This window comes from Streptomyces sp. NPDC059906 (assembly GCF_042730645.1).
GTDB lineage: Bacteria > Actinomycetota > Actinomycetes > Streptomycetales > Streptomycetaceae > Streptomyces > Streptomyces rubrogriseus.
The window spans coordinates 13,084-38,716 of the sequence record NZ_JBHWKU010000041.1 but is presented as its reverse complement, the minus strand read 5'-3'; the positions used below and the strand labels follow the sequence as shown (position 1 = coordinate 38,716).

The 25,633-nt window shown below is 70.3% G+C and carries 26 protein-coding genes, 1 tRNA gene and 2 pseudogenes; 16 read left to right on the top strand and 13 right to left on the bottom strand.

Features of this window, described 5'->3' with window-relative positions; all coding sequences use genetic code 11:
* Window positions 1-228 precede the first annotated feature (228 nt).
* The 6 genes and pseudogenes from tap to ACFV9J_RS36400 all read left to right on the top strand — a co-directional run.
* Window positions 229-2,445, top strand: a complete 2,217-nt coding sequence (gene tap, locus ACFV9J_RS36425; protein WP_385361881.1) for a telomere-associated protein Tap — start codon at window positions 229-231, stop codon at window positions 2,443-2,445.
* A gap of 10 nt (window positions 2,446-2,455) precedes the next feature.
* The gene (gene tpg, locus ACFV9J_RS36420) at window positions 2,456-3,013 is read left to right on the top strand and encodes a telomere-protecting terminal protein Tpg (RefSeq protein ID WP_385361879.1); all 558 of its coding nucleotides are present in this window, start codon (window positions 2,456-2,458) and stop codon (window positions 3,011-3,013) included.
* 99 nt (window positions 3,014-3,112) lie between these two features.
* Entirely contained in the window at window positions 3,113-3,715 is a 603-nt protein-coding gene (locus tag ACFV9J_RS36415) for a TetR/AcrR family transcriptional regulator (protein ID WP_385361877.1), read from the top strand.
* 71 nt (window positions 3,716-3,786) lie between these two features.
* The gene (locus tag ACFV9J_RS36410; RefSeq protein ID WP_385361875.1) at window positions 3,787-5,052 is read left to right on the top strand and encodes an MFS transporter; all 1,266 of its coding nucleotides are present in this window, start codon (window positions 3,787-3,789) and stop codon (window positions 5,050-5,052) included.
* A 192-nt stretch (window positions 5,053-5,244) separates the two neighbouring features.
* Window positions 5,245-5,634 (top strand): annotated as a pseudogene (locus tag ACFV9J_RS36405) (integrase core domain-containing protein); the annotation flags it as partial.
* Window positions 5,635-5,715: 81 nt separating this feature from the next.
* Window positions 5,716-6,355 (top strand): annotated as a pseudogene (locus ACFV9J_RS36400) (IS630 family transposase); the annotation flags it as partial.
* A 28-nt stretch (window positions 6,356-6,383) separates the two neighbouring features.
* On the opposite strand, the gene ACFV9J_RS36395 reads toward ACFV9J_RS36400, so the two are convergent.
* Window positions 6,384-6,812: a hypothetical protein gene (locus ACFV9J_RS36395; protein ID WP_385361873.1), complete on the bottom strand. Its 429-nt coding sequence runs from the start codon at window positions 6,810-6,812 to the stop codon at window positions 6,384-6,386.
* 302 nt (window positions 6,813-7,114) lie between these two features.
* On the opposite strand from ACFV9J_RS36395, the gene ACFV9J_RS36390 reads away from it, so the two are divergent.
* Together ACFV9J_RS36390 and ACFV9J_RS36385 are read left to right on the top strand one after the other, a co-directional pair.
* On the top strand, window positions 7,115-7,636 hold the full coding sequence (locus tag ACFV9J_RS36390) for a hypothetical protein (protein ID WP_385361871.1): 522 nt from the start codon (window positions 7,115-7,117) through the stop codon (window positions 7,634-7,636).
* Between the two features lie 210 nt (window positions 7,637-7,846).
* Window positions 7,847-8,215: a transposase gene (locus ACFV9J_RS36385; protein ID WP_385361869.1), complete on the top strand. Its 369-nt coding sequence runs from the start codon at window positions 7,847-7,849 to the stop codon at window positions 8,213-8,215.
* Between the two features lie 21 nt (window positions 8,216-8,236).
* On the opposite strand, the gene ACFV9J_RS36380 is transcribed toward ACFV9J_RS36385, so the two are convergent.
* A complete protein-coding gene (locus ACFV9J_RS36380) occupies window positions 8,237-8,572 on the bottom strand; it encodes a hypothetical protein (protein WP_385361867.1) in 336 nt (111 codons plus the stop codon).
* A gap of 770 nt (window positions 8,573-9,342) precedes the next feature.
* On the opposite strand from ACFV9J_RS36380, the gene ACFV9J_RS36375 reads away from it, so the two are divergent.
* Both ACFV9J_RS36375 and ACFV9J_RS36370 read left to right on the top strand, forming a co-directional pair.
* A complete protein-coding gene (locus tag ACFV9J_RS36375; RefSeq protein WP_385361865.1) occupies window positions 9,343-10,317 on the top strand; it encodes an LLM class flavin-dependent oxidoreductase in 975 nt (324 codons plus the stop codon).
* A gap of 113 nt (window positions 10,318-10,430) precedes the next feature.
* Window positions 10,431-10,730 carry a hypothetical protein gene (locus ACFV9J_RS36370; RefSeq protein WP_385361863.1) on the top strand — a complete coding sequence of 100 codons (300 nt, stop codon included), beginning with the start codon at window positions 10,431-10,433 and terminating at the stop codon, window positions 10,728-10,730.
* Window positions 10,731-10,776: 46 nt separating this feature from the next.
* Here the strand turns inward: ACFV9J_RS36370 and ACFV9J_RS36365 are convergent.
* The 5 genes from ACFV9J_RS36365 to cseB form a co-directional block, all read right to left on the bottom strand.
* Window positions 10,777-10,851, bottom strand: a tRNA-Trp gene (locus tag ACFV9J_RS36365).
* A 276-nt stretch (window positions 10,852-11,127) separates the two neighbouring features.
* Window positions 11,128-12,114: an endonuclease/exonuclease/phosphatase family protein gene (locus tag ACFV9J_RS36360; RefSeq protein WP_385361861.1), complete on the bottom strand. Its 987-nt coding sequence runs from the start codon at window positions 12,112-12,114 to the stop codon at window positions 11,128-11,130.
* A 7-nt stretch (window positions 12,115-12,121) separates the two neighbouring features.
* A complete protein-coding gene (locus ACFV9J_RS36355) occupies window positions 12,122-13,213 on the bottom strand; it encodes a D-alanyl-D-alanine carboxypeptidase family protein (protein WP_385361859.1) in 1,092 nt (363 codons plus the stop codon).
* A gap of 108 nt (window positions 13,214-13,321) precedes the next feature.
* Complete coding sequence (locus ACFV9J_RS36350; protein ID WP_385361857.1) at window positions 13,322-14,614, bottom strand: ATP-binding protein; 1,293 nt, start codon at window positions 14,612-14,614, stop codon at window positions 13,322-13,324.
* 1 nt (window position 14,615) lies between these two features.
* The gene (gene cseB, locus ACFV9J_RS36345) at window positions 14,616-15,338 is read right to left on the bottom strand and encodes a two-component system response regulator CseB (protein WP_385361929.1); all 723 of its coding nucleotides are present in this window, start codon (window positions 15,336-15,338) and stop codon (window positions 14,616-14,618) included.
* Window positions 15,339-15,849: 511 nt separating this feature from the next.
* Between cseB and ACFV9J_RS36340 the strand changes: the two genes are divergently transcribed.
* The gene (locus ACFV9J_RS36340; protein ID WP_385361855.1) at window positions 15,850-16,983 is read left to right on the top strand and encodes a methyltransferase; all 1,134 of its coding nucleotides are present in this window, start codon (window positions 15,850-15,852) and stop codon (window positions 16,981-16,983) included.
* On the opposite strand, the gene ACFV9J_RS36335 is transcribed toward ACFV9J_RS36340, so the two are convergent.
* Together ACFV9J_RS36335 and ACFV9J_RS36330 are read right to left on the bottom strand one after the other, a co-directional pair.
* Complete coding sequence (locus ACFV9J_RS36335; RefSeq protein WP_385361853.1) at window positions 16,984-17,547, bottom strand: hypothetical protein; 564 nt, start codon at window positions 17,545-17,547, stop codon at window positions 16,984-16,986.
* Window positions 17,548-17,602: 55 nt separating this feature from the next.
* Window positions 17,603-18,364, bottom strand: coding sequence for a TSUP family transporter (locus ACFV9J_RS36330; protein ID WP_385361851.1), 762 nt, complete (start codon window positions 18,362-18,364; stop codon window positions 17,603-17,605).
* A 217-nt stretch (window positions 18,365-18,581) separates the two neighbouring features.
* Between ACFV9J_RS36330 and ACFV9J_RS36325 the strand changes: the two genes are divergently transcribed.
* Entirely contained in the window at window positions 18,582-18,743 is a 162-nt protein-coding gene (locus ACFV9J_RS36325) for a hypothetical protein (RefSeq protein ID WP_385361849.1), read from the top strand.
* A 67-nt stretch (window positions 18,744-18,810) separates the two neighbouring features.
* Complete coding sequence (locus ACFV9J_RS36320) at window positions 18,811-19,458, top strand: LysR substrate-binding domain-containing protein (RefSeq protein ID WP_385361847.1); 648 nt, start codon at window positions 18,811-18,813, stop codon at window positions 19,456-19,458.
* Window positions 19,459-19,501: 43 nt separating this feature from the next.
* Here the strand turns inward: ACFV9J_RS36320 and ACFV9J_RS36315 are convergent, their stop codons facing one another.
* On the bottom strand, window positions 19,502-20,014 hold the full coding sequence (locus ACFV9J_RS36315; RefSeq protein WP_385361845.1) for a hypothetical protein: 513 nt from the start codon (window positions 20,012-20,014) through the stop codon (window positions 19,502-19,504).
* Between the two features lie 134 nt (window positions 20,015-20,148).
* Window positions 20,149-20,415, bottom strand: a complete 267-nt coding sequence (locus tag ACFV9J_RS36310) for a hypothetical protein (protein ID WP_385361844.1) — start codon at window positions 20,413-20,415, stop codon at window positions 20,149-20,151.
* Window positions 20,416-21,081: 666 nt separating this feature from the next.
* Between ACFV9J_RS36310 and ACFV9J_RS36305 the strand changes: the two genes are divergently transcribed.
* Complete coding sequence (locus ACFV9J_RS36305) at window positions 21,082-21,390, top strand: hypothetical protein (RefSeq protein ID WP_385361842.1); 309 nt, start codon at window positions 21,082-21,084, stop codon at window positions 21,388-21,390.
* A gap of 21 nt (window positions 21,391-21,411) precedes the next feature.
* Here ACFV9J_RS36305 and ACFV9J_RS36300 read toward each other — a convergent pair whose 3' ends face one another.
* Complete coding sequence (locus ACFV9J_RS36300; protein WP_385361841.1) at window positions 21,412-22,044, bottom strand: hypothetical protein; 633 nt, start codon at window positions 22,042-22,044, stop codon at window positions 21,412-21,414.
* A 406-nt stretch (window positions 22,045-22,450) separates the two neighbouring features.
* Here ACFV9J_RS36300 and ACFV9J_RS36295 point away from each other — a divergent pair, with 406 nt between their 5' ends.
* Together ACFV9J_RS36295 and ACFV9J_RS36290 are read left to right on the top strand one after the other, a co-directional pair.
* Entirely contained in the window at window positions 22,451-23,209 is a 759-nt protein-coding gene (locus tag ACFV9J_RS36295) for a PIG-L deacetylase family protein (RefSeq protein ID WP_385361839.1), read from the top strand.
* Between the two features lie 153 nt (window positions 23,210-23,362).
* Window positions 23,363-23,629 carry a hypothetical protein gene (locus tag ACFV9J_RS36290; protein WP_385361837.1) on the top strand — a complete coding sequence of 89 codons (267 nt, stop codon included), beginning with the start codon at window positions 23,363-23,365 and terminating at the stop codon, window positions 23,627-23,629.
* A gap of 101 nt (window positions 23,630-23,730) precedes the next feature.
* Here the strand turns inward: ACFV9J_RS36290 and ACFV9J_RS36285 are convergent, their stop codons facing one another.
* Complete coding sequence (locus ACFV9J_RS36285; RefSeq protein ID WP_385361835.1) at window positions 23,731-24,996, bottom strand: hypothetical protein; 1,266 nt, start codon at window positions 24,994-24,996, stop codon at window positions 23,731-23,733.
* Window positions 24,997-25,633 lie beyond the last annotated feature (637 nt).

Below are 25,633 nucleotides of genomic sequence, written 5' to 3'. Positions count from 1 at the left end.
GCCCGCAGGGCCACCGACACGCGCGGCTGTGGGCTGCGGGCTGCCGACAGCCGGATCCCCCGGGCCGATCCGAGGACGGACACCGCTCCGGCCGGCACGGTGCAGCGGAAGGAGCCGGCCCAGTCGCGTCGACGAGACCCGCCGCAGGTTCGGCCCGTTTACGGGATCCGTACGCACTTGGTACGCGAAATGTGCGCTCCATGTTAGCGTGCGTGCAGGAGGTGTCGTATGTCCGAGCTGTTCGACCGGATCGACGCGCTCGTCGCGTCCCGTTCCCCGTTGCCGCCTCCCGCGGAACGCAGGCGGCTGCGTCAGGCGCACGGTCTGACGCTGGACGAGGTGGCCGCCGCACTGCAGGTGCGGCGCGCGACGGTCAGCGGCTGGGAGGCCGGCAAGACGGAGCCCCGGCCGCCGGAGCGCGACGCCTACGCCCGCATGCTCAAGCAGCTCGCCCAGCTCTACCCCGCCCCCGCTCCGAAGCCCCCCGAGGACACCGCGACCCCCGAGTCCTCTGCCGTTCCGGTCACTCCCGCGCCGCCGGCAGCCGAGCCCACCCTGCTCACCGAGCCCACGGGAACGCACCGCGCCGCGCCCGTACCGCGCTCGGCGGCCACGACCCGGTCGGCATCGCAGGGTCCGACATCGCCGCGTTCCGCACCGCCGCGTCCGGCCACGACGAGGGCCGCATCCGCGGGCACACCGGCGGGCGGCGCCGACGCGCGGTTCGAGCACGGGCCGCTGGCGGTCGTCGACGTCGAGGACCGCCAGGTGCTGGCGTACTGCATCGGCGGCCTGGTCCTCGACGTACCCGCGAAGTCGTTCCCCGCCCTGGTGGAGTGGACGCTCCGCGAAGGGCGGCTCGGCCAACCGAAGTTGTCCGGGCCGGGCAAGGACGCCGACCCGCTGATCGTGCTGACCGAGACCGCGTGCGAGTACTACGGCCTGCCCGTCACGCTCACCGAGGAGGAGCGACTGGCCGGCCGGATCCCGGAGGGCCACAAGGTCGTCAAGCAGTTGACGCGCGCCGACTGGCAGCTGACCAAGCGCGGGCTCGGGCCGTGGGCGAGGATCTACCGCCCCGCGCAGGGCTCGGAGCGGGCATGCGTGCAGTTGTGCATTCCGTCCTGGGACGCGCTGGACACCCGGCACTGGGCCGACGCCGGGCAACTGCCCCCGGCGGATCTGGCTCGGGTGCTGGGCACGTACGCGGCCCGGGTGATGACACCGCGCGGATCGACCGCGGTGACCGGCCTGGAGCTGATGACCGCGCTGCATCCGCCGACGCGCGCCTCGGCACCGGACGCGACGGGCAAGCGGCACTCCGAGCACAACCCTGGCTCGCTGGGCAAGGACCCGGTTGACTGCGCGCCGTGCGAGGCCCCCGACGGGCACCCGGTCCTGAAGGATCTGCCGCGCTTTCATGTGCGCGGCCCGGCGGAGAAGCTGTTCGAGGAGGCGTACGACTGGGCGCGGCCGATGACGGATGCCGAGTGCACCCTGCGGTACCTGGTCGGCATCGACGTGAACATGGCCTTCGCGGCGGGCGCGAATGGCCTGGCCGTCGGCCTCGGCGCGCCGACGTACGTGAAGGCGCCGGTGTTCGATGCGAAGCTGCCCGGCTCGTGGCTGGTCGACCTGTCCCACGTCGAGCTGTCCCGGGTGAAGGTCGGCAAGGACAAGTGGGCGGACCTGGACGCCAGTCTGCTGCCCAGCCCGTTCACGCCCAAGGGCGAGCGCCCCGAGGGCCCGGCCTGGTACGCCACGCCGACCGTGGCGTACGCGGTGGAGCTGGGTTACGACGTGCGCCCGGTCGAGGCATGGGTGCGCTACGACAACGGGCGTTACCTGGACGCCTGGTACAACCGGCTGCGCGACGCCTACCTCGCCACGATGGCCGACCTCGCGGTGGGCGCGGACCTGTCGCCGGAGGAATTCCTGAGGGCGATGGACGGCTACCGGCAGCGCGACCCACAGCTGGCGATCGTGGTGTCCGCGGTCAAGGCCACCGTGAAGGGCGGTATCGGCAAGCTGCGCGAGCGCCCCCGGGGCGGGGGCTGGAGACCCGGTGAGCCGTGGCGGGCCCTCGCCCGGCCGACCTGGCGCCCGGACATCCGCGCCGCCGTCATCTCCCGGACCCGTATCAACATGCACCGCAAGATCGTCAAGCATGCCGCCTTCACCGGTCAGTACCCTGTGGCGGTCCTCTCCGACTGCGCCGTCTACGCCTCCGACGGACCGTCGCCGCTGGACTTCCTGCCCTACCGCGACGGCAAACCGCTGCCGGGCGGCTTCAAACTCGGCATCAACCCGGGCCTGGTCAAGCACGAGGGCACCCAGAGCGTGCTGTGGGGCGAAGAGGTCCGCGACCGGTTCAACGCCCCCGAACTGAACCTCGCCCGGTACATCAAGGACGGCACCGTCACCGACCAGGACTCCGGGGAGTAGGCAGACGACGATGAGCATGTTCGAGGACGGCCTGGAAGCCGCGGTGCAGAAGGCGTTCACCCGCCCGGCGCCCAAGAGCGCGCCCGCGCAGATGCGGTACCTGGTCAGACAGCTCAAGGGCACCAGAGCGGTCGCCCAGATGCTGCGCATCTCGCAGCGCACCGTCGAGCGGTACGTGAAGGACCAGATCAAGAAACCCCGTCCGGACCTCGCCGCGCGCCTGGAGGCCGAGGTGAAGAAGCGGTGGCAGCCGCAGGTCCGTGCCAGGGCACGGCGGACGGCGGCGACCACCAACGGCATCGTCATCGACACCCGCGCCAGGATCGGCTACACCGCGCCCGTCGGTACGACGGACGAGAGCCGCCTGCGGCACCTGACCGTCGCCCTGCCGCCCCAGTACGCCGCCCGCCTCTTCGACGCCCAGGAGCGGGGCGCCGGCGACGAGCAGCTCCAGCAGATCGCCGCCGAAGCACTCAAGGAGGTCTACTTCCAGGACAGCGGCCGCCGCGCCGGAAGCCTGGAAGAGGTCCGGTTCACGGACATCGAGCACCTCGAGTTCGGCCTCTAGCTGTTGCGGGGCAGGAGGTTGGTGACGGTCGGCGAGGCGTCTCGGGCTTCGAAGCAGACGTTATGGATTCTGTCATCCAAAACGTGCTAGGTTCGCCTCATGGCCAGACCACGCACGTTCGACGAGAGCGCAGTGCTTGACGCCGCGGCGCGTGAGTTCCGCGTGCACGGCTTCGCGGAGACCTCGACCGAGCAGCTTTGCGAGGCGGCGGGCGTGCGGCGCAGCAGCCTGTACAACGCGTTCACCTCCAAGGATGAGCTGTTTGTGCGGGCCTTGCAGCACTACGTCGCGACGACCGGAGCGCGCCAGTCGATGATCCTCGCCGACGAGGAGCTGACGGGCGCGGAGAGGTTGCGCACCCTTGTCGACGTCATAGTGGACGAGGAGCTGCAGGCGGCGAACCGCGGCCACGCGGCCGGCTGCATGGTTGTACAGAGCCTCATGAACCCGGACTTGCGTGAGCGGGACGAGCGCGTGGGCCGGATCCTCGACCACGACCTACGCGCGAGGCTCTCCCTTCTGTCCGGAGCGATCCGGGCCGGTCAAATCGACGGGTCGATCACCAAAGGCGTAGATCCCGACGACGGGGCGGTGCTCGCCAGTACCGTCATCTCGGGCCTGCGCGTAACCGCGCAGACCGGCGTCGACGTCGAGACGCTCCGCCGGATCGCCCTGGCCGGATTGAGTTCCCTCCTGCACTGACAGCACCGCTGCCCGGCGGCGCTTCTTCATGTCTGAAGTTTGGATAACTGAGTACAGAAAGAGGCTCTCCCTTGAGCACAACAACGGCACCAGCCGTGAAGAAGGCCGTCCCACCCGCGGTGTACGTCCTCGCCGCAGGGGTTTTCGCGATGGTGACCAGCGAGTTCACCGTCGCAGGCCTCATGCCCCAGCTCGCGGAAGGCCTCGTCACCGGGATCCCGCAGATCGGCTACCTCGTGACGATCTTCGCCGTCGCAATGGCCATCGGAGGCCCACTGCTCACCTATGCCCTGCTCAAGGTTCCGCCGAAGAGCGCGCTCATGGCCATCTTCGCGATCTTTCTCGTCGGCAACGTCATCGCAGCGCTCGCGACCGGGTATCCGATGATGGTCCTCGCCCGGATCATCAGCGGGGCCGCCGCGCAGGCGTTCTTCGGCATCTCGGTCTCGATGGGCGTCCAATTGGTCGACGAGCGGGTGCGCGGACGGGCGGTCGCTGTCGTCATGAACGGGCTGATGCTCGGGACTCTGCTCGGCCTGCCGCTCGCGATCTTCGTCGGTGGCCGGTTCGGCTGGCAGGCAGCGTTCTGGACGATCTCAGCGATCACCCTGGTCGCCGCCATCCTGACGCTGGCCTTCGTGTCGAACCCCGCCGCGCCGGCCGGCGGCGGTGTTGAGCCCGCCGCATCGACCCGTTCGGATTTGGCTGTGCTGCGAAAGCCACAGTTCTTGCTCGCCCTCGCCTCCAGCACGCTCATCATCGGAGCGACATTCTCGGCATTCAGCTTCTTCACCCCGGTCCTCACCGAAGTCACCGGCTTCTCGGACAGCCTCGTGCCCGTTCTCTTGCTCGTCTACGGAGCGGCGACCCTGGTTGGGAATCTCGTCGTCGGCCGCTTGGCCGACAAGCACACGATCTCCACGCTGCTGTTCGGCACCGCGCTGAATGCCCTCTTTCTCACCGGCTTCGCGCTCTTCACCGACATTCCGTCACTGGCGCTGGCGTTCATGCTCGGCATCGGCCTGGTCGGCGTCACCATGAACCCCGCCATGGCCGTCCGTATCCAGCGTGCAGGAAGCACCGCACCACTGGTGAACACGATCCACGGCTCGTTCATCACCCTCGGCGTCATCATCGGGTCTGCTGTCGGCTCCGCGCTCATCCCGCTGCACGGATTGCGAGCACCGGTCGTCCTCGGGATCGGCCTGGCGATCCTGGCAATCGCCGCCATCCTGCCCGCCCTGGCCAGCCCGTACTTGCGACGCGGTGCACCCGATGACGCGTCAGAAGCAGAATCGGACCAGTCCCTCCTGTCTGCCTTGACCGCAGACGTCTGAACCGACCGGGAGACCACTGTGAATTGCGTGCTGGCAAACCGCTCCGGCGGGGGCAAGGCATGACCCATGCGAACGCGCCGCTCAGCATTGAAGGACGACGACGTTTGGTCGAGCGATGCAAGAACCGGCCTATCGCACACGTGGCCGCCGAGACGGGAATCTCGCGGGCGTGCGCGTCGAAATGGGTCAACCGACGGCGGCGGATGGCGCATCCACGGCCGCAACAGTGACCAAGCCAAGGCCGCCGCCCACGGCATCACCCACATCCACCGCGTCGTCACCGACAACGGCGCGTGTTACCGCTCCGGAGACTTCGCCCGGATCGTGGGCAAGCAGTCCCGGCATCAGAGGACCAAGCCCTACACACCTCGACACAACCGCAAGGTGGATCGCCATCAGCGGAGCCTGGCCGAAGAACTGCTCTACGCCCGGGACTTCATCAGCGAGGATGCGCGCTCAGCTGCAATCGAGGTCTGGAACATCCACTACAACTACCACCGACCACACTCAGGTGCGGGCGGCCAGCCACCATCATCCCGACTGCGAGAAGTCGTCGCCAACGTCCGCCCCTCATACATCTAGCGCTCTGACCGGGAAGGTTCGCCGGATCGCGGTTCCAGCGGTTGGATGTCCGGAGACGTCCGATCCGACCGTTGGGGTGTGGTGGCTGAGCCTGTCCGTGTGCGCAGGTTGACCGACCAGGAGGGGCAGAAGCTGCAGCAGTTCGTGCGCCGGGGCAGCACCAGCTCGGTGCGATACCGGCGCGCGATGATGCTGCTGGCCTCGGCCGGCGGAAACAGGGTCCCGGTGATCGGCCAGCTGGTCCAGGCCGACGAGGACACCGTCCGCCCGACCAAGCTCGGCCAGCCCTTCACCCGCTGGTCCATCCGCAAATTCGCCGCCTACCCGCGGAGAGTGCACGGCCGTGTGATCCGGGTCGGCCGCGAGGCATTACGGTGCCTGCTCGCCCGCCGCGGCGTCACCTTCCAGCGCACCAGGACCCGGAAGGAGTCGCCCGACCCCGAGCGTGACGCCGGCGCTCGGCATCCGCCCCACCGCCGGAGCCGGCTGGGCTCCCGCCGGTCGCCCCGAGCACCATCCCGCGACCTGCCACCGCACACACGGGGTCCGGTACTTCCACGGCTGCCACTCCGTCGGCCACGACCGCACTGAGGTCGATCGGGACGCGTGCCCGGACCGCGCCCCGATTTACGTCATCCTGGTCAATCTGTCCGCCCACAAGGGCGACAAGATCCGTCGATGGGCGAAGAAGAACCGCGTCGAGCTGTGCTTCACGCCGACGACCCGGTGACCCTCATGTGCTCACAACACTAGCCCGCCGAACTGACCAAGGTCTCGAAGCCTGAGCTGTCGCAGTAGGACACTGCACGACCCTCAGCCCCGATGTCGCCGCCGACCGCGTTGACGGTGTCATCGACGATGCCGGTACCACCGTGTTCCGGGCTTGCCCGCTCAAGCCTTTTCGAGGCCTCGATGACCGCATGCCCTGCCGACCCGGTGGTGTCGAACTCGGGCGACTGGACACCCTGTCCGTCACCGGCATCGGCGTCCGGATCGCCGGCTGTCGTGGCGTGCGCCGTGTCCTGCCAGGTCCCCAGCTTGGTGCAGTAATCCCGTTGTCGCTCCTTGGCCTGCGCTGGATCGTCCGACGAACAACTGCTCATCAGGACAGCGGCAACGGCAACGACCGCTGCTCGCCCGACTGCTCGTGTCATCCCACTGCTGTGCTGCAAGGACATGCCCTCCCCGACGCTGCCGCCACAGAGTATGGATCAGGAAGGTGTCACCTTGCACCGATCTCCACGCATCATCAGCACTGGATCGGCGCGGAGTTGAGCAGTACACGGCCAACCCGGCGAACCTATGCGATCACAGCACTGGCGCTCTACCGGATCTCATCGCAGTGCACCGGGCTTCAGCGCGGTGGTGAAGCGATTCTGAGTTTGGATGTTCCCACATCGTGGCTGGATCGCGAGCAGCCGCACCCGGTCCTCGGATACAGGTGTCGTCGTCATGCCCATGCGGGGGAATGCTCATCGGCATGACTTACTCAGCCATCTGGATCTCATCACTGACCGCCGCCACTGCCGTGCTCGCCAGCTGGGTCACCAGCCGCGGCACTGCCCGCGCCGCACAGATCCAGGCCAACGCGGTCGAGAGGTCCCAACGCACCGTCCGGGTGAGTGAAGCAAGACGATCCGCCTACGTGAGCCTCATCGAGCAGGCACACAAGATGGCGGAGTTGTACTGGGAGATTACAGATATTCATGGATCAAGCGACTCGCGCACTGATCAGGTGCCCGCTCTGAAAGAGGTCCGGGCCAATCTCCGTGAGGAGTACGGCAAGCTCCGCCACTTCATATGGGTGATCAACCTGGAAGGGCCCGACGATGTCGCCACAGCCGCGGAGAATCTCAGGCTCACGACTCGCCCTCCATACCGCGCTCTTGAGGCGTCTATCGCAGGCGAGGCGAACGCCTCCGCCGCCTTTGACCAAGTGCTACGACCCCTTTTGGCAGTCTGTTCTGACCTTCGTTTCCACCGCCCGATCCGCTGTGCATGACCTGTAGCTTGTCGAAGAAGGTCCCACCGCCGAGAGGCTGGCAACCTCACTGACAGGGTTCTTTGAAATTGGCTCTGTCCGCAGTTCCGTGAATCCCCAGGTCAGCGACCGTGAGCGAGGGAGATCGTCCGCAAACACCTCGCTGCCCTTCGAGCGGGCACCGCCGAACCGGTCCAGGCCGACACCGCGAGCCCTCCGGGAAACCACCTCGTGGATCATACGGCCCGGGAGACGCTCACTGAGAGCCAGGACGGGCGACTCCTTCAAGTCCGGCTCGCCTTCCTGGACATCACCAGGGTCTGCGACGTCGCTCGGGGGTTCGCCGACATAGTCCGTCACCGGCGCGGATACCTGCTGCTGGAGTGGATCCGGCCGGCCGAGCCGGAGGCACCGAAGCCCATGAAGGGCTTCGCGGTCTTCCTCGGCCAGGACCTCGACGCAGTGACTGCTGGCCTGACCCTGCCCTGGAGATCCGGAACCGCCGAAGGAAACGTGAACCGGGTGAAGATACTGAAGCGGGCCATGTATGGCCGAGCCTCGTTCGCCCTCCTCCGGACCCGGATTCTCACCCAACCATGAGGGCTGCGACCCACCCTTGCCTCATACGACGAGCCTGGTGGCAAAGGCCGATATCAGGGTGTCCGTCCTCAGCAGCAGCTCAGGGTTGGAAGTTCCCGCCACGCGGACAGATACCTCATCGCCACCCACAGCCTTGGCAAGGTGCACTTCGAGGTGATGGTCCGATCCGACGAGGGGATAGCTGTACCAACGGTCCGGGTGCTGATCATCGGTGGTCTCAAGACCGAGTTCGACCACCTGCCAGTCGGTGCCATCGAAGTCATAGTTGGCGTAACGCGCCAAAAGAGCCAAGAAGGGCTGGACGTTCTCGCTCCAGATCCAGCCCTCTAATCCGCGTTCCCGGTCGCTCTCTACCATCCGGTCAGGGTGCCACATGCGGCACGTTCGCTCCCGGCCATATGTCCGTTCAAGGAACTGCGGGCAGAGCCAGTTTCACGGCCAACCCTTCGTGCCTGGCCAACGCCCACTCGTCAGTTGAAACGCTCAGTCACATGCGTGCTGCTCTGACCCACGCCGTGTGCACGGGTCCGCACTGTCGGCCTCCGCTCATACGGGCCGGTTCTGCTGCTCGATGTACTGCCCCACGATCGACAGCGGGGCCCCGCCGACCGACTCGACCACGTACGTACACCTTTCGGCCTTCCCACGTGGCGATGTCCGGCCGAGGAGCATTCCACGTTCCCGTGGGCAGGAACGGAGCGGCGGGCAGTCGTGAGGCAAGGCGCACGGCGGCGGAGGGCGCGCAGCGCGGGAGCGCGGTCCCGGCCAGGACGGTGCGGAGGCGCGGTCCGAGTCGTCGTCGAGCCGGGCGCCTTCGATGACGGCGTTGCGCAGTCCCGGGTAGCGGGTGTCGAGGTCCTCGCGACGCACGGACAGGGACAAGGACAGGGACAGGGACAGGGACGGCAGGTTCTCCCGGTCGGAGGGCTGCTGCCAGGTGGCACCGCTTTCCCGCAGGACACGTCAGTGATGTGTCATGGTCGGCTTGGACCTGCCGTCCAGGATGCCGCCGGAGCCAGGAAGCATCCGTCCCGGTACGCGGCCGCGGGGACGGACGGACTCGTCCCGTGGCGGGAACGGGCTCACGCATCCCTCGTCCGGCCCGGCCGGTTCCTATGATGGCGGACGTGATCGACATTCCACTCTCCGCGCTCGAGGTCGCGATGGTCCAGACCGGCACCCGGGCCGTCGACACCCTGCGCGACACCGCCACCTTCGCACGGGAGTTGGAACGCCTGGGCTACCACCGCATCTGGTACGCCGAGCACCACCATTCACCCGCGATCGGGGCCTTCCCGCCCGTCGTGCTGACCGCGCACGCCGCGGCCTCCACAGCGGTGATCCGCCTGGGCTCGGGCGGCGTACTCGCCCCCAACCACGCGCCCATCACGGTCGCCGAGCAGTTCGGCACCCTGGCCGCCCTGCACGAGGACCGCATCGACCTCGGCATCGGCCGCGGCCCCGGCACCTTCGACGAGGCCACCGCACGAGCCCTGCGCCGAGGCGCCGGACCCACGACCGACTCCGAGTACGAGGCGGACGTGGCCGCGATCCTCGCCCTCCTGGTGGACGAGGTCGCACTCGGCCCGCTGCCCGAGCCGTGGCTGCTCGCGTCCAGCCCCGCCGGGGCCGCCCTGGCCGCCCGGCTCGGGCTGCCGGTCGCCGTCGCCCACCACATCCGCCCGGACAACACCTCCGCGGTACTGGAGCACTACCGTTCCGCCTTCGCCCCCTCCCGCTGGTGCGACCGGCCCCGCGTGCTCCTCTGCGTGGAGACGGTGTGCGCCGAGAGCGCGGAAGAGGCCGAACGGCTCCGCGGCCCGATGAACGTCGTCAAGGCCGGGCTCCTCAAGGGAGTCGGCGACCTGCCCTTCCCCACGCCCGCGGAGGCCGCCGCGCACTCCTTCGAGGCCGGGGAACTGCGCGCCCTGGAGGACTTCCGGGCCCAGCAGGCCGTGGGCACCCCCGACACCGTCGTCCGCGGGCTGGCCCACCTGGCCGACGAGACCGGGGCCGACGAACTGATGCTCACCACACCCGTTTACGACGTCCGCGACCGGGTCCGCTCGTACGAACTCATCAGGCAGTACCTGGGCACCTGACCGATCCCGGCCCAACCACCCTTCCCGCCCGAATACATCGCGTAGCGAGTGGACACCTTTGTGCCGTGGAGCGGCTCGCACCGTGCGACCGCGGCGAACGAAGGGGGACACGCGTGAAGCGAATCCGACGCATGGCGATGGCTGTGGGAACCGCCGGTGCGGCCGTGACACTTGTGCTGGGCGTGACGACATCGGCCACCGCGGCCGAAGGCACGCTGGTGATCAACGGTCAGACGCACAAGGACCCCAGCGGCTGCTATCCGATCGACCGCTACCCCTCGTCCGTGGCCAACCACACCGACGCGATCGCCGAGGTCCACCGCGGCCCCGGCTGCACCGGGCAGGTCGAGTGGCTGGTCCATCCCGGCGAGATCTACCGCACCGAGCTGGCACAGAGCGTCTTCATCCTCTGACGAGCCGGATCCCGCGAGCCCTGCCCGGCGGAGGGCGGCGCACGGGGCGGAGCGGCTGGATTCGAACCAGCGTCCTCGCGGTTTTGGAGACCGCGCGCGTCGACCTCTGCGCTACGCCCCACCCCGCTGACGAGCCTACGCGACGGGGGCCGAGGCGGGGCACGCGATCGGCCGGATCGCCGACATCACCGCCGACAAGGTGCCCCACCAGGGATTCATCTGTCGGTGCCCACTGTCCGAAGCGCAGGTGCGGCCCTGCGCCCCGCCACGGGTGCCGGGCAGGCTCTCGGCGCCACCTCGGCGTCCTCCGCCGGGACGCTGCGGTGGATCTGAGACCGCGATGACCCCGGCGCCGTGAACCAGTGCTCCACCGTCACCGCCACGGGCCCCGCCGCCGCTACCACCGCACGGACGCCGCCACCGGCAGGTGGTCGCTGGCGGTGGCCGGGAGGGTCCACGCCGAGCATGCCTCCATGCCGCGCAGCAGGATGTGGTCGATCCGGGCCAGCGGGAACGCCGCCGGCCAGCTCAGCCCGAATCCGGCTCCCGCCACCTCCTGCGCCGAGCGCATCGGCGAGGTCAGCGCGGACAGGGCGCGGTCGTCCGTGGTGCCGTTGAAGTCGCCCACGAGCAGGGCGCGCGGCAACGTTTCGGCGCGCAGGGCCTCGGCGAGCAGACCGGCGGCGCGGTCGCGGGCGGCCGTGCCGAATCCCGCCGTGGGGCTGAACCGGACCGACAGCAGGTGCGCCACGTACACGGCGACGGGCCCCTTGGGTGTGCGGACCGTGGCGCGCAGGGCACGCGGCCAGGGGGCGATGTCGACGGCCCGGGTGTCGGTGAGCGGATAGCGGCTCCACAGGCCCACCGTGTCGTGCACCGAGTGGTACGGGTAATCGGCGGCCAGCTCCTCCTCGTACACCGACGCGTCGCCCAGTTCCTCCAGGGCCACCACGTCGGCGCCGGATTCGGCCAGCGCACGGGCGGTGCGCGCGGGGCGCGGATTGTGCTCGTTGACGTTGTGCGTCACCACGGTGAGGTCACCGCCGCTCGTCTGCTTGTCGGTCAGCGTCCCGCCGTACAGCAGGCCCCACACGAGGGCGGGCAGCAGTACGGTCGCGGCGGCGACGGCGGAACGGCGGATCGCGGCGCACACGAGGAGCAGTGGCACGACGAGGCCGGTCCAGGGCAGGAAGGTTTCGGTGAGGCTGCCGAGGTGTCCGGGCCGGTCGGGGATCAGGGAGTGGCCCAGCATCAGGAGTGTGGCGGCCAGGGCGACGAGGGCGGCGGCCAGTGCGTCGCGTCCGCCGGGGGAGACGCGGCGGCGCGGCGGCCGGGGCGCGGGGGGTTGCGGTGGGGCGGGGGAGGTGTCGAGAACTGCGGTCAAGGTCGTCTCACCGGGTTCCGGACGGGGCGTCGGTGTCCGAGCCGGTGTCCGTGGCAGGGGCAGGGGCAGGGGCACGGGCAGGGACGATCGCGGCCATGCGGTGCCGTACCTCGTCCACGAGGGCGCGGCTGGTGTCGAAGACGGCGTGCAGGCCCTCCTGCGGGCTGGTACCGGCGCGCTGGTGCAGCACCACACCGAGGGCGAGATGCCGTCGGCCGGTGCGGTCCGCGACGTCGACCGCCCACATCAGCGCGCCCCCGGCGGGCGTGCTGGAACCGGTCTTGATCCCGATCACACCTGGTGCGGCCAGCAGTTCGTTGCTGTTGGAGATCGTCGCGGAACCCACTGCCGGGGCCGTGCGCGGCAGGGCTACGACGGACCTGAAGACCTCGTCGCGCATGACCTGTCGCGCCAGCTTCAACTGGTCCGAGGCGGTGCTCGTGGTGGTGGACTCGATGCCGCTGGCTCCCGTGTACGTGGTGTCGTCCATGCCGAGGTCGTCGGCGGCGCGGTTCATCCGGGCGACGAACGCCTCCTGCGACCCGGCGTCCCAACGGGCCAGCAGCCGGGCGATGTTGTTGCCGGAGGGGACGAGCATCAGTTCCAGCAGGCGGCGTTGGCTCAGCCGCTGTCCCGGCCGGACCTCCACGGTGGACTCCGCGCCGGAGAAGGACTCGCCGGCGGCCTCGGCGTCCACCGTGACCAGGGGGCCGGAGGCGTCGCCGCGCAGGGGGTGGTCGCGCAGGATCACGTAGGCCGTCATCACCTTGGTGACACTGGCGATCGGCACCGGCCGTCGTGGCCCGTGGACCGCGGCGGTGCCCTGCTGCCCGATCCCCTCCACCAGGACGGCCGCCTGACCCTCCTGTGGCCAGGGCAGCGACGCGGTGAGGGACGTGCCGGGCCGTCCGCCGCCGGGGCCCGTCGCGGACGGCGCGTCGTCGGCGGCTCCGCGGGCCGCGAGGACGCTGCCGAGGGTCACCAGGGTGACCAGGGCACTCGCGCCGGTGGCGAGGAGCGCCGGGCGTCGCCGCGGGCGGAAGGGGGACGGCGGGGTGGGAAAACCGTCACGCTCGCCGGGTTCGGGCACTGGGCGCACGGGAGCACCTCCAGGGGACGCGGTGCGCGTCGTTCGCGCATCGCGGCCACTCTCGGCGAGGGGGATGTCCGCACGGCCGTGGCCGTGTCGCCGCTCCCGCTCGGCCGGTCATCCGTTGTGTATCGGCCGTGCGGCGTCCGAGGGCAGCCCGAGGGTGGCGACGGCCCCGCCGTCGGGTGCGTTGGCGAACGACAGCGACGCCCCGAGGACCTGCGCCTGGCCGAGCGCGATGGTGAGGCCCAGGCCGTGCCCCCGGCCGCGTTCCGGCGTGCCGGTGCGGAACCGCTGGGGCCCCTCGGCCAGCAGCGCGGGCGGAAAACCGGGGCCGTGGTCCCGCACGGTCACCGTGGTGCCGGCGACCGTGACCTCGACGGGCGTACGACCGTGCCGGTGGGCGTTGACGACGAGGTTGGTGACGATCCGGTCCAGGCGGCGCGGGTCGGTCTCGGCGGACAGGGCGTCCCGCGTGACGAAGCGTGTGTCCAGCCCGGTGCGTTCCACCGACTCGGCGACCGCGTCGGCCAGCAAAACCCTTCTCGGCTCGGCCCGTTCGGCGCCCGCGTCCAGGCGGGAGATCTCCAGCAGGTCCTCCACCAGGGCCCGCAGCACCCGCACCCGGTCCTGGACCAGGCCGGTCGCCTCCCCCTCGGGCAGCAACTCGCTCGCGGTGACCAGGCCCATCAGCGGGGTCCGCAGTTCGTGCGCGACGTCCGCGGTGAAGCGCTGCTCGGTGAGCAGCCGCAGATGCAGGCTGTCGGCCATCGAGTCGACCGTCGCCGAGATGGCGGTGATCTCGTCGTTGCCGCGCCCGGCTCCGGTCCTGGCGGTCAGGTCGCCGTCCGTGATCCGGCGGGTGGTGCGCGCCACCCGCCGCAGCCGGCGGTAGGGCAGTTCGGCGGCGAGCGCGGACACGGGGACGACGAAGGCCAGGGCGAGCAGGGAGTACTTCCACATGTGCCGGTCCAGGGCACGGCGCGTGAGGAGGTCGGACGTCATGTCGATCTCCGCGGCGACCGGCTTGCCGCGGTAGAGGCGTGCCGCCCACATTGAGGGGTGGTCCCCGGCGCCCGGTTCCTCGTACCAGGTGACCGCGCCGCGCTCCGCTTCCGGCGCCTGCCGCTTGTCGCGCCGGTCGTCGAGCCGGTTCAGCAACTCCTGCGGCAGTTCGCCCGGCACCAGGTGGAGCCCCGGGGACGGGACGCCGTCCCGCTCGTAGGCGTCCAGGCCGGTGCGGAGTGCCGCGGTGGCCTCGGCGGCCCCGTCGTTCATCGACCGGGCCAGGGTGCTGGAGTGCACCAGGGTCCCGATGGTCAGCGCGACGGCACAGCAGCACACGGTGACCAGCAGACAGGTCTTCCAGCGCAGGGAACGCCAGTTGAGCAGGTCGCGTACGGCGTCCACGTCAGCGCCGCAGTTTGTAGCCGAACCCGCGGACGGTCTCGACCCGGTCGGCGCCGATCTTCTTCCGCAGCCGCTGCACGCACAGGTCGACCACGCGGCTGTCGCCGTCCCAGCCGTAGTCCCACACGTTGCGCAGCAGGGTCTGCCGGTCGAGCACGGTGCCGGGGTGCGCGGCGAACTCCAGCAGCAGCCGCAGTTCGGTCGGCGCCAGCGCGACGGGTCGTCCCGCCAGCGACACCTCGAGGCCCGCGGTGTCGACGGTCAGGTCGCCGAAGACCAGCAGCTCACGCCCGTCGGCACCGGACCGCTCCGGCCGCCCCCGGCCCTCGGCGGCGGCCGGGGCCGCGCCGGAGGCGGCGGGAGTGTAGACCGCCCGCCGCAGCAGCGAGCGGATGCGGGCCACCAGGACCGCGGTGTCGACGGGCTTGACGACGTAGTCGTCGGCGCCCGCCTCCAGACCGGAGACCACGTCCAGGGCGTCACCACGCGCGGACATCATCAGCACCGGGTCCATGCTGGTCTCCCTGATCCGCCGGCACAGCCCGATGCCGTCGAGGCCGGGCAGCATCACGTCCAGGAGCAGCAGGTCGTGGCGGCCCTCCCGGAACAGCTCCAGCCCGGTCAGACCGTCACCGGCCGACACCACCCGGTAGCCGTAGCGCTCCAGCGCGAGCGTGACCGACCTGCGGATGACCTCGTCGTCCTCGACCAGCAGGATCGTCACGGTCGCCGGAGCGTCCTCCTCGCTCACTGAGCCCGACCTCTCTTCCCGTCGCCCACCGGGGAATCCCGCACGGCGCCCCTGACCTCGTACTGCTCGCATTCTGCCGGTCGCGCGTCGCCTGCGGGCATCCGGCGCGGCTCGGCCGTGTATCAGCCGCGTATCGGCCCGGCCGGGGGCGCGCTCGCACACCAGGCGAGTGCGGCGGCCCGCGCACCGTCACTTGGCGGTGGCGAGGGCGATGTGCCGCGGCGCTCAAGGGCAGAAGGGCCGATATATCGGTTGGCAGGCTGCACGCACCGTGCGAACCTGCTGTCCCTCCTCAGGAAAGGGCTGGATCCGATGGTGGTGCCCGGCATGGTTGTGTGGGACGTCCGCTCGCGCGCTTCGACGCGAGAGCGGTAGACGCCCCCCTGCCCCACCGCACACGCCCGTCCCGCGGACCGGCGTGGGTTCGGCCTGCTCCTCGTCGAAGTGCTCTTCGTGTCCCCGCACGTTCGACCACGAGGAGTACGTGGGGTCCGCCATCCACTGGGCCGACGGCCCCACCCACCGATCCGCCCGCTGGCACTCCGAGAGCACCTTCCCGCCGCCGCTGCGCACGGTCCTCGCCGACGACCGGACGACGGCCGACGCCGCCTGCCGGCTGGCCCGCGAAGGAACGGCCCTGCTCTGGCAGGGCGACTACCACAACGCCCGGCAACTGCTGGTGGCGATGGGCCGGCGCATCCGCCCCGAGCCGCCCGGACCCGGCGCGACCCCGGCCGAGTCCTTCCACCTGCACCGGCGCGGCAACGGTCACCGCGCCCGGATCCTCGGCAAGCTCCTGGTGCTGCTGAACGACGACCACACCCTGCGGCTGCGCCGGGCCCCCGACGTCCGCCAGGCGTGTCTGGACGCCTACGGCCCTGCCCAGGGACCCGTGGCGGTCTCGCTCAGGGAACTGCTGGGCGTGATCGGCGCCCACCAGTGGCGTGCGAGAGGGGTCCACGTACCGGCGCTCGGCACCCTCATCCACCCCCGCTACGGAGTGTTCGCCCCGGTCAGGGGCGAGTACGTCGACCTCGTCGCCCACGCACCGCTGCCACCGGCGCTCCGGCGCGCTCCCGGCAGCGGTACGGCGTTCGACCTCGGCACCGGCACCGGTGTCCTGGCTGCGGTCCTGGCCCGCCGTGGACTCGGCCGCGTCGTGGCCACCGACATCAGCCCCCGCGCCCTGGCCTGCGCGCGGGAGAACGCCCATCGGCTCGCACTGGCCGGCCGTATCGAGGTACGGCGCCCCGGCCTGTTCCCCGAAGGCCGCGCCGACCTCGTCGTATGCAACCCGCCCTGGCTGCCGGGCCGGCCGACCAGCTCCGTCGAGCAGGGCGTCTACGACCCGGACGGCACCATGCTGCACGGCTTCCTCGCCGGACTCGCCGCCCACCTCAGGCCCGGCGGCGAGGGCTGGCTCGTCCTGTCCGACCTGGCCGAACTCCTCGGCCTGCGCACCCGTCGCGACCTCCTCGACGCGGTCGGGGCAGCCGGCCTCCGGGTGGTGGACCGGACCGGCACCAGGCCCCGGCACCCCCGCTCCCGGGACACGGGTGACCCGCTCCACGACGCGCGGAGCGCCGAGACCACGTCCCTGTGGCGGCTGACGGCGTGATCAGACCGGTCGTGCCGCGCGGGGTCGGCCCTTCTCCCGTCCCGGGCCGGCAACGGGCTCGCTGGGCAGGAGGCCCCCTGAGACCGGTGCGGTGCCCAGGCCGACGTCGCTGTCCTGGTGGCGGCGTACCCAGTCGTCCAGGTCGAGGGCCGTCTCCGGCGGCTCCGCGAGCATGTGGGCGCGCAGGCCGTCCGCGTCGGCGGGGGAGCGCAGTTCCGCCCGGAAGACCGCCTCGGCCGGCGCGAAGCGCACGCGGGCGGCACGGGGCGACACGTTGAGGCTGTCCCCGACGAGCCGCCAGTCCGCGCCGCCGACACGCTCGTAGACCGCGGCCGCCTCCAGGTAGCGGTGCGCGGCGGCGAGTACACGGGCGGCGTCGGTGAGCACGGCGCCCGGTTCTCGGCTGGTGCCGTCGGGGTTCATCTCGTGCGCGCCGACCGGGACGGCGGCACGGGCGAGGTCGGCCAAGTCGCACGCCGCGCAGGCCATCAGCAGCCTCGTCCGTGCCGTGTCCGTGAGGGGCGCGGCCGCCCCCGCCCCCACTTGCGCTCCGTTGTCGGTCATGCCGGTCGCCTCCGCTTCCAGGGTCGGCAGTGTGTGCGTGCGGCCTGCGGTGTCGTCAGCCGCGCAGGAAATACAGGACGGTCGTGATCACGGCTGTCGTCAGGAGGCAACCCCGCAGCAGCCGGGCCGGGAGGTGACGGGCCAGGTGGGCGCCGGCGAAACCACCCGCGACGGCGCCGGCCAGCATGACGGTGAGCAGCAGCGAAGCGCTCAGCGCGTCCGAGGCGACGAGGAACAGCACCGTCGCGCTCAGGTAGACGGCCGCGAGCTGCGTGATCCGCATCGGATTGCTGACCGCGGCGTCGAGGCCGAGACCGATGCTCCACAGGGCCGTCATCACGATGCCCGCGCCTCCGCCGAAGTATCCGCCGTACAGGGCGAGGACGAACTGACCGCACAGCACGCCTCCCGGGCCCAGGCCGACGGGCGGGCCGAGCGCCCCGGCCAACGCGCGGGAAAGCTGCTGGCCGAAGGCGAGCATCGCGGTGGCGAAGGCGAGCAGCCACGGCACCGCCGCGTCGAACGACGACGCGGGCAGCACCAGCAGCAGCCCGGCGCCGACCCCACCTCCGGCCACACTCACCCAGGTCAGCGCCTTCGTCGAGGCGGGCCCGACCCGAACGACTTCGCGCCGGCACACCCACGCGCTGGCCACGACACCGGGCACGAGCGCGACCCGGGACACCGCGTTGGCCGTCACCGGCTGCAGACCGAAGGCGACGAGCGCGGGCAGCGCGACGAACGTGCCGCCGCCGCCGACGGCGTTCAGGATCCCGGCGGCGACACCGGTCAGCAGGACAAGGCAAACCTCGATCACTCGCCGAGCGTCTCCCGCGGCCGCGCGGTTCCACAATGCGGAATCGACGTACGGAGCCTAAGGCTGGGCCGCAGGCTGGGCGCAGGCCTGCGCGGTGCCTCGCCACGGTCCGCGGTTCGAGCCGCCCTAAGCTGGCGAGGTGCGCTACGACCTGGACGACCTGTGACTGTTCCTCCACATCGTCACCGAGGGGTCGATCACGGCGGGCGCCCACCGCATGCACCTGAGCCTGCCCTCGGCCGGCGCCCGGGTGCGCTCGCTGGAACACCACGCCGGGGTGGCCCTGCCGATCCGTGGCCGACGCGCGTGCGGCCCACACCGGCGGGAACGACCCTGGCCCGCCACGCCCGTGACGTACTCGACCGGACGGCACGGCTGAGAGCGCCGTCGCGAGCTATACGCGGTCCCCGACGACCGCGCTGACGCTGCTGAGCGGCGGCTCGGCGATGCACCGGCTCGTGCCGCAGGCCCTGGTCTCGTTCCTCCGTGCCCACCCGGACACCGACGTCACGGTCTTCGAGAGCCGCACCCCGCAGACGGTCCGGATGCTCGCCGACGGCGAGGCGGACCTGGGAGTCGTCCTCGACCACGAGGCCGGGGACTGCGGCCTGGAGCTGGAACCCCTCGGCGACGACTCCCTCGTCGTGATCGGCCAGGCCGGAGGGATCCTCGCCGGACGGACCGCGCTGAGCTACCGCGAGGTCGCCGAGCACCCCCTGGTCGGCCTCGACGCCGACGCGTCGCTGCGGCGCTGGATCGAGCGGCGCCTCGGGCCGCACGCCCCGGCCGTGCGCTACCGCACCACCGTCGCCGACCTGAACGTCCTCGTCTCCCTGGCCGCCGCCGGCGTCGGGCTCGCCGTCGTACCGCGCCGCGCCGTCGACCCCCGCCGGACCCTCGACGTCCGTGAACTGCAGGAACCCTGGGCGCGCCGCCACCACCTCCTGGCCCGGGGCGTCAAGGACCGTGCCACGTCGGCCGCGACCACCGCGCTCGCCGAACACCTGCGCCGGGCGGCCCGGTCCGAGCCCGCCTTCCACGAGCCGCGCGCGGACACCGCGGGCAGCCCGCTGCCGCCCCCCCCCGAGAACTGACCCGTACCCGGACCTGTACGGATGTCCCGGACCGCGCCCGCGTTCACCGGCCGCAGTAGGTGTTGCTCAGCAGTGTGTTGATCCGCTTGCCGTTGGCCTCGGTGACCTTGTGGTCCCCGGTGCTGAACCGCTGCGCGGCGACCCGGTCGGGCTCGGCCACGTTCCGCTGGAGATCGGCGCACTGGGCGTCGGCCTTGGCCAGGTCCTCCGGGGTGCCGAGGGCCGGATCGATGTAGCGCAGGCCGCTCTGGAGGGCGGCGACGCGGGCCGCGTCGAACGCGTCGTCGACCAGGTCGCTCGCGTCGGGTGCCGGGTCCGCCGGGGGGTCCTCGCCGGTGGGCGGGGCCGACGGGCCCGAACTCCCGGTCGGAGGCGTGGTGTCCGGATCCGGTGCGGGCGTCGAGGCCGCGCTCGCCGACGTCCGGGTCGCGCTCGGCCGGTCCGCGCCGGACTCGTCCGAACCGTCGTTCCCGCACCCGGCCAACAGCAGTGCCACACCCGGCGCGAGGAGGGCGACGACGATGCCTGGGTGGCGCATGGCGAGCTTCTGGCGCATGGATTCCGCTCCGTGGGGAGAGTCTCGGCTTGCCCTGGCAGACCCATGATGCCGTACCGAACCCGGGACCGAACCGGGTCCTGCTCACCGCCGGCATGGCCACTGACGTCGCTCCGTCTGGGGAGCTGTCCGATTCACCACGGATGCCGGACGAGCCCCACCCGGTAGACGATGGCGGCCAGTTGGGCCCGACTGCGGGCGGCGTCGAGCTCGGTCCTGGCGCGCTGGACGTGGGTGCGCACGGTCAACGGGCCGAGGAAGAGCTGCTCGGCGATCTCGTGGCCCGCTGCCCGTTCGAGACCAGCACCGTCACCTCGCGCTCCCTTGCGCTCCCTCGCGCGGGTGGTCACCGGGGACAGCAGCGCGTCTCCGGCGGCCACCGTGCGGATGCCGTCGGACACGGGTGTCGTGCAGGGCGGGGTCGGCACAGACGGCTCAGGTCGCGGTGAGGCCGTCGGCGCCGGACATCGGATGGTCATCGGGACTCTCTCCTCGGTCAGAGGCGGAGGGTGACCCGGCTGTCACGGATGGAGGGGGAAGCTCGGCGGTCACCTGGAACCGCCCTCAACCAGTGCCTCAGGACCTGTATCGCCCGGCCCGACCTCGGCGGCGCCTACGTCGCCCACCAGGCCCGCCACGCCCTGGCCACCAACCTTCCGCACGCCGGCGCCGCGCTCACCCACATCCACCGCGACCTCGCCAGCCCTCCGAACAGATGGCCAAGCACTTCCGTCGACTTCGACGCCCCGATCGAGGCAGCGGAGATCGTGCAGTTCGCCGACCTGCTGCTGCGCCACGTCGAACGCGCCAAGTGCCGCCAGCTTGCGGCAACCACACAACATGCACCCGGAGATCCAGGGCGGACCGTATCTGGACCAGATCTCGTGCGACGAGTTCCCCTTCGCGGCGAGTGTGCGCCAAGAGCCAGTCCGAGCGCACCGACGGGTGGACCCCGAAGAAGCCGTTCCTCACCCACCCGAAGACGGCGATGCACCCGGAGATCCAGGGCGGACCGTATCCGGACCAGATCTCCTGCGACGAGTTCCCCTTCGCGGCGGGCCGGCCGGATGCCCGTCGGCAAGAACGGCGGTGGCGAGTGCATCCAGACCGTGGCGGCCGAGACCGACGACGGCAGCGATCACCTGTTGGACGACACCCGCTACGATCCGCCCACCTGCGATGAGACCTGCGGGCGGTCGTCGATGTCGAAGTACATCAACTCCGGCGCGATGAGCGGCTTCGGCAACACCTTCGCACCCGGGATGCGGCTCCTGGACAAGGACGAGTGCTGGGTCACCCCGGGCGGCTCGCTGACCTGGTTCAACGGATGCAGTACCTCCACCCCGGAGGTCATCTGCACCATGGGCTACCCGTAAGAGCCAGGTCCAGCGGCAGAGTCAGTGGATGGGTGTCCAGTGCGGCAACGCTTCGTCCAGCAGCGGTGCTTCAGGCCAGTCCCAGGTCAAGCACCCCCACACCACTCCCGGCAGGCGCGAGTCCATCGCGTCGGCCGGACCGTCGGTCAGCGTGCGGTAGACCGCATCCAGGTAGGCGGCGATCGACGGGTACGCGGCCTTCTGCCCGACGTCGATCAAGCTGTCCAAGGTCCACCGGCCCACACCGATATCGCCCACCCAGTGCCCGGATTCGGGCCCTGCCTCGTCGCCGGTCAGCCATGGCACCACCGGGGCACCGCCCCACCAGTCGGGGCCGGTGCGTTCGGGCAACCGGGGCCTCAGCGCGTCCACTGGGGACATGATCACCCCGCCGGGAAGAAGCGCCCCCGAACCGACTTCGCCCTCCTCGTCGTCCTCGAGCTCCTGGTGCTCCACGCCACCACATATCCGCCACAGTGAGGCCAGCTCAGCAGGAAGCGGAAATCCCAGATGTTGCTTCAGTGTCGAGTCCGCTGACTCAATGGCCACTTCCGGGGCGCCGGGCAGCAGCGATGCGTAGGAAACCGGCGCGTTCACCTCTAGCCAGGCAGTGAGGCGTCTCCAGGCCGCTTCTAAGTTCTGTTGATCACTCATCCCACCCTTAGTACCGGCTTGGACAGCAACTACCCAGCATCAGCGCCTGAACAGCGACGGTTGCCGAACCGGGCACAGCGTCAAGCACTTCCGGCTCGCCCCTGCCATTTTCGAGGACCGGGGCCAGGCAGGGCGTCACCTGCGAGCCGTCGGCAGCTGAAGACCCGCCGTGTGAAGTGATCCGACTCCAGAGTCGGATCACTTCACACCGGGAGGAGCCGGGAGTACCGTCACGGCCGTACTCCCCCCCCCCGCAAGGATCACGGCATGACAATCCGTGGGTCCGGCCTCTGCACGAGTCCGATTCTCGGTCTCGTCCCGACTCTGAGCGAGATCGGAGACCAGTGGCGCTCCATCCTGAGCGGCGTACGACCGGGCCCTCCTTCGAGCTGGAGGTTGTCTGACCATGACTGTGCCGAGCCTGCTCGCGGTCTTCGCTCATCCGGATGACGAGTCGTTGTCTGCTGGCGGGGTGCTCGCCCGTCACGCCGCCGCGGGCGCGCGCACGGCGGTCGTCACGGCAACCTGGGCGGCGGACACCCTGCGGGCCGCGGAGCTGGCCGAGGCACTGCACATCCTCGGTGCGGGCCGGCCCCGAATGCTCGGTTACGCCGACGCGCGTGTACCTCACTCGGCTCCGGGCCGCATGCGGTTCTGCGATGCACCGCTCGACGAAGCCGTGCGGCGGCTGGTGAAGCACATCAGGGAATTCCGTCCGGACGTCATGGTCACCCATGACGCATACGGCGGGCTGCCTGGTCACCGCGATCACGTGCACACTCACCGGGTGACCATGCTTGCTGCCCGAGCAGCCGGACTTGAGCAGTTCTACCCAGACGTCGGTGCCCCCTGGGAGCCTCACGCCGTCTATCTGGCCACGCACCCGCACTCGGCCGTGCCGGCTCTGAAAGACGTGATCGGTGCGCGCAGGGCGGTGTACAGCGTTCCGGATGGACAGGTCACCGCGACCGTCGATGTCAGCCCCTGGATACGGCAGAAGATCGCCGCCGTACTGGCGCACCGCTCCGAGGTGGAGCGGGGAGCTCTGCCAGGGGTGATCGCCGGCCTTCCGCCGGATGCGCGGAGGAAGCTGTTCGCCACCGAGTGGTTCATCCGTCACGACTCCACTACCGCGGTGGCATCCCAGACAGAGCTCACCGACTGACTGCGCGGTCCAGCCCGGGAGGAAGGCACGCCCGGACACCAAAGGCAGGTCTCGGTCCACCTTCTGTGGTGCGGTGGCAGTGAGTGAGCGTTGTCAGCAGCATGTGATTGGGTGCGCGGAGATTTCTGCAGCCACCACCTCTGGGGGTCCTCCATGTCGCAGTACCTGTCGCTGGTCCGTGCCTTGGCGGAGGCGCTCGTGGACCTGGCCTGGTTCGTCGAGAGTGCCGACGGCGAACACCTGGATCAGGATGACGCGGTGAAGGCACTGGAAGGTGTCGCCGCGGTGGTGGGCGGCCTGTCGAGCTGCCAGCGTGCAGAGTTTCAGCAGGTGATCGGGGCAATGACCGAGGCCGAGGCCGACCCTGGCCGCCGCGACTACCTGGAATCGTTCCCGGACGGCTTCGGCCTCGTGGAGTAGTTGACGGCTTGAGGCGGCAGCCGAAGACGATCACAGCCGCTCCGCCGGAACGAGGAGCATCGGCGCAGCTCGCCGAAGGCCGGACCGATATGCCGCTGCGGCTATTTGTCCTGATCACGGGCGTCGTTGATGGCTGCTTGGAGCTGGAGCCACGTCGGATCTGTGGCCGATGCCGTGTTGACCGTCGCCAGGTCGCCTGAATCCCAGGTGGAGGCTCCGTCGGTAAGGACCAGATCGGTACCCAGGTCGGCAGCGTCGGGAACTTCGGAGGTCGCGTTCACGAATGCTGCGACTGCGGCCTGAGCAGTGACGTCGTTTGTGCCGTGAGCCCTGGTGGAGGCAGGGTCCACGGACAGGAGCGCGAGATCGCCTGCGTCGGTGGCGATGACGAGTTCGCCCGTCGCCGTGCGGCCCAGCGCGGACACCGGGGCGCCTCCCGGCAAGTCGTGCTCTGTCGCGGCTGGGGCCTCAGTATCCACCTCGATGAGGGCCCCGGCCGGAGTTCCGACCCAGAGCACGGCAGGGCGGATTCCGAAGGCGACGTTGTGGCGTGACCAGGCGCGCATCTGGTCGAGCCACTCTTGCGGATATGGGTAACCCGGGCTGGGTTCACCGAGGGACGTCGCGAAGACGCGGCGGAGGGAGGGGAACTCGAAGACATCCAGCGAGTTGCCGTATGCGTTGCCGCGGATAGCGAGAAGGCGTCCGTCAGGGCTGAAGATCGGTGTCTCGTAGCCGTCGGCGTCCAGGATCAGTGCGTGCCGCAGCAGCCGTATCCCTGCGGGTGCGGCGTGGGTACCGGCCCGGGCGAAGAGTGTGAGCGTCGCTCCCTGATCGCTGGCGAGCATGGTCACCAGGCCACCGCCGGGATGTTCCGTGACCCCTGTGTCCCAACGCGGGCCGGTGCTGACGGAGCCCGAGTCGAGGTCGAGGATGTCCGAGCGGTCCCAGGCGTCGTCTTCACCGTCCGATGGCGGCGACGCCCACATGGCCCGACCGTCTGGGCTGAAGGCCAGACTGGTGTAGCCGGCACCGGGTGGCAAGCTCTCCAGACTGGTCAGTCCGGAGGGCTCCCACTGCACCGCTCTGCCCTCGCTCGCCACTACGAGCAGCGACTGGGAGGGATGCCATGCCACTGCGGGCGTCTGTTGGGATCGCTTCCATCCGAAAGCCTCGCTGTAGACGACTGAGTCGGTGCCGACCGAACCCAGTTCGCGTAGCTGTCCCGCGTCGCAGGTCCAGATGGTGACCGCGGGACGTTCCGAATCCAGGCATGCGAAGAGCGGTAGTCGCGGATGGCAGACCAGTCGTTCGACGGGGTGCCCACCAGCGGTCTGTGTGCGCGTAAGGACCTCGACATCAGTCATCGGGACACGGTAGTACGCGATGATCCGTCGTCCGGTGTTCGGGCCGCGCCAGCAGACAAGAGCCGAGGTCGACCTGAGGGTAGGCGGGGTGTCGAGCCACGCGCGGCAATTGTCACGGCGTGATAGTCCAGGTTGGACGCCCATTGGGTGAAACAGCGTCAGAACTTGCAAAGGGTGTCATTACGCCCTAATGAGTCAATATGCTGACAAGATTCGCGCCGCCGAGCTCAGCCTGGACATTCATGACGCCGTCGAGGCGGCGATCAACGGCCGGCGCGCCGGCACGAGCGGTGGTGCCGACGTGGACACCGCCGGTGCGAGGTCGTTCTCCACGTGGCTTCCGCCAGGCCTGTACGAGCAGTTCAAGCAGACCTGCACCGACCGCGGCGTCTCCTTCACCCAGGGCCTCGCCCAGTCGATCCGTGGCTGGCTCGACGCGAACCCCTCCCCCCAGCACGGGACTCGTGGCACCGACCCCGAGCGCAAAATCGTCGGCAACCAGAAAGGGCGGGGTCGGCAAGACCGCCATCTCCGTCGGCCTCGGCGAGGCCGACGCCGAGAACCGACAAGCGCGTCCTCATCGTCGACTTCGACCCGCAGGGATACCTCAGCGAACAGCTCGGAGTCCCCCAGATCG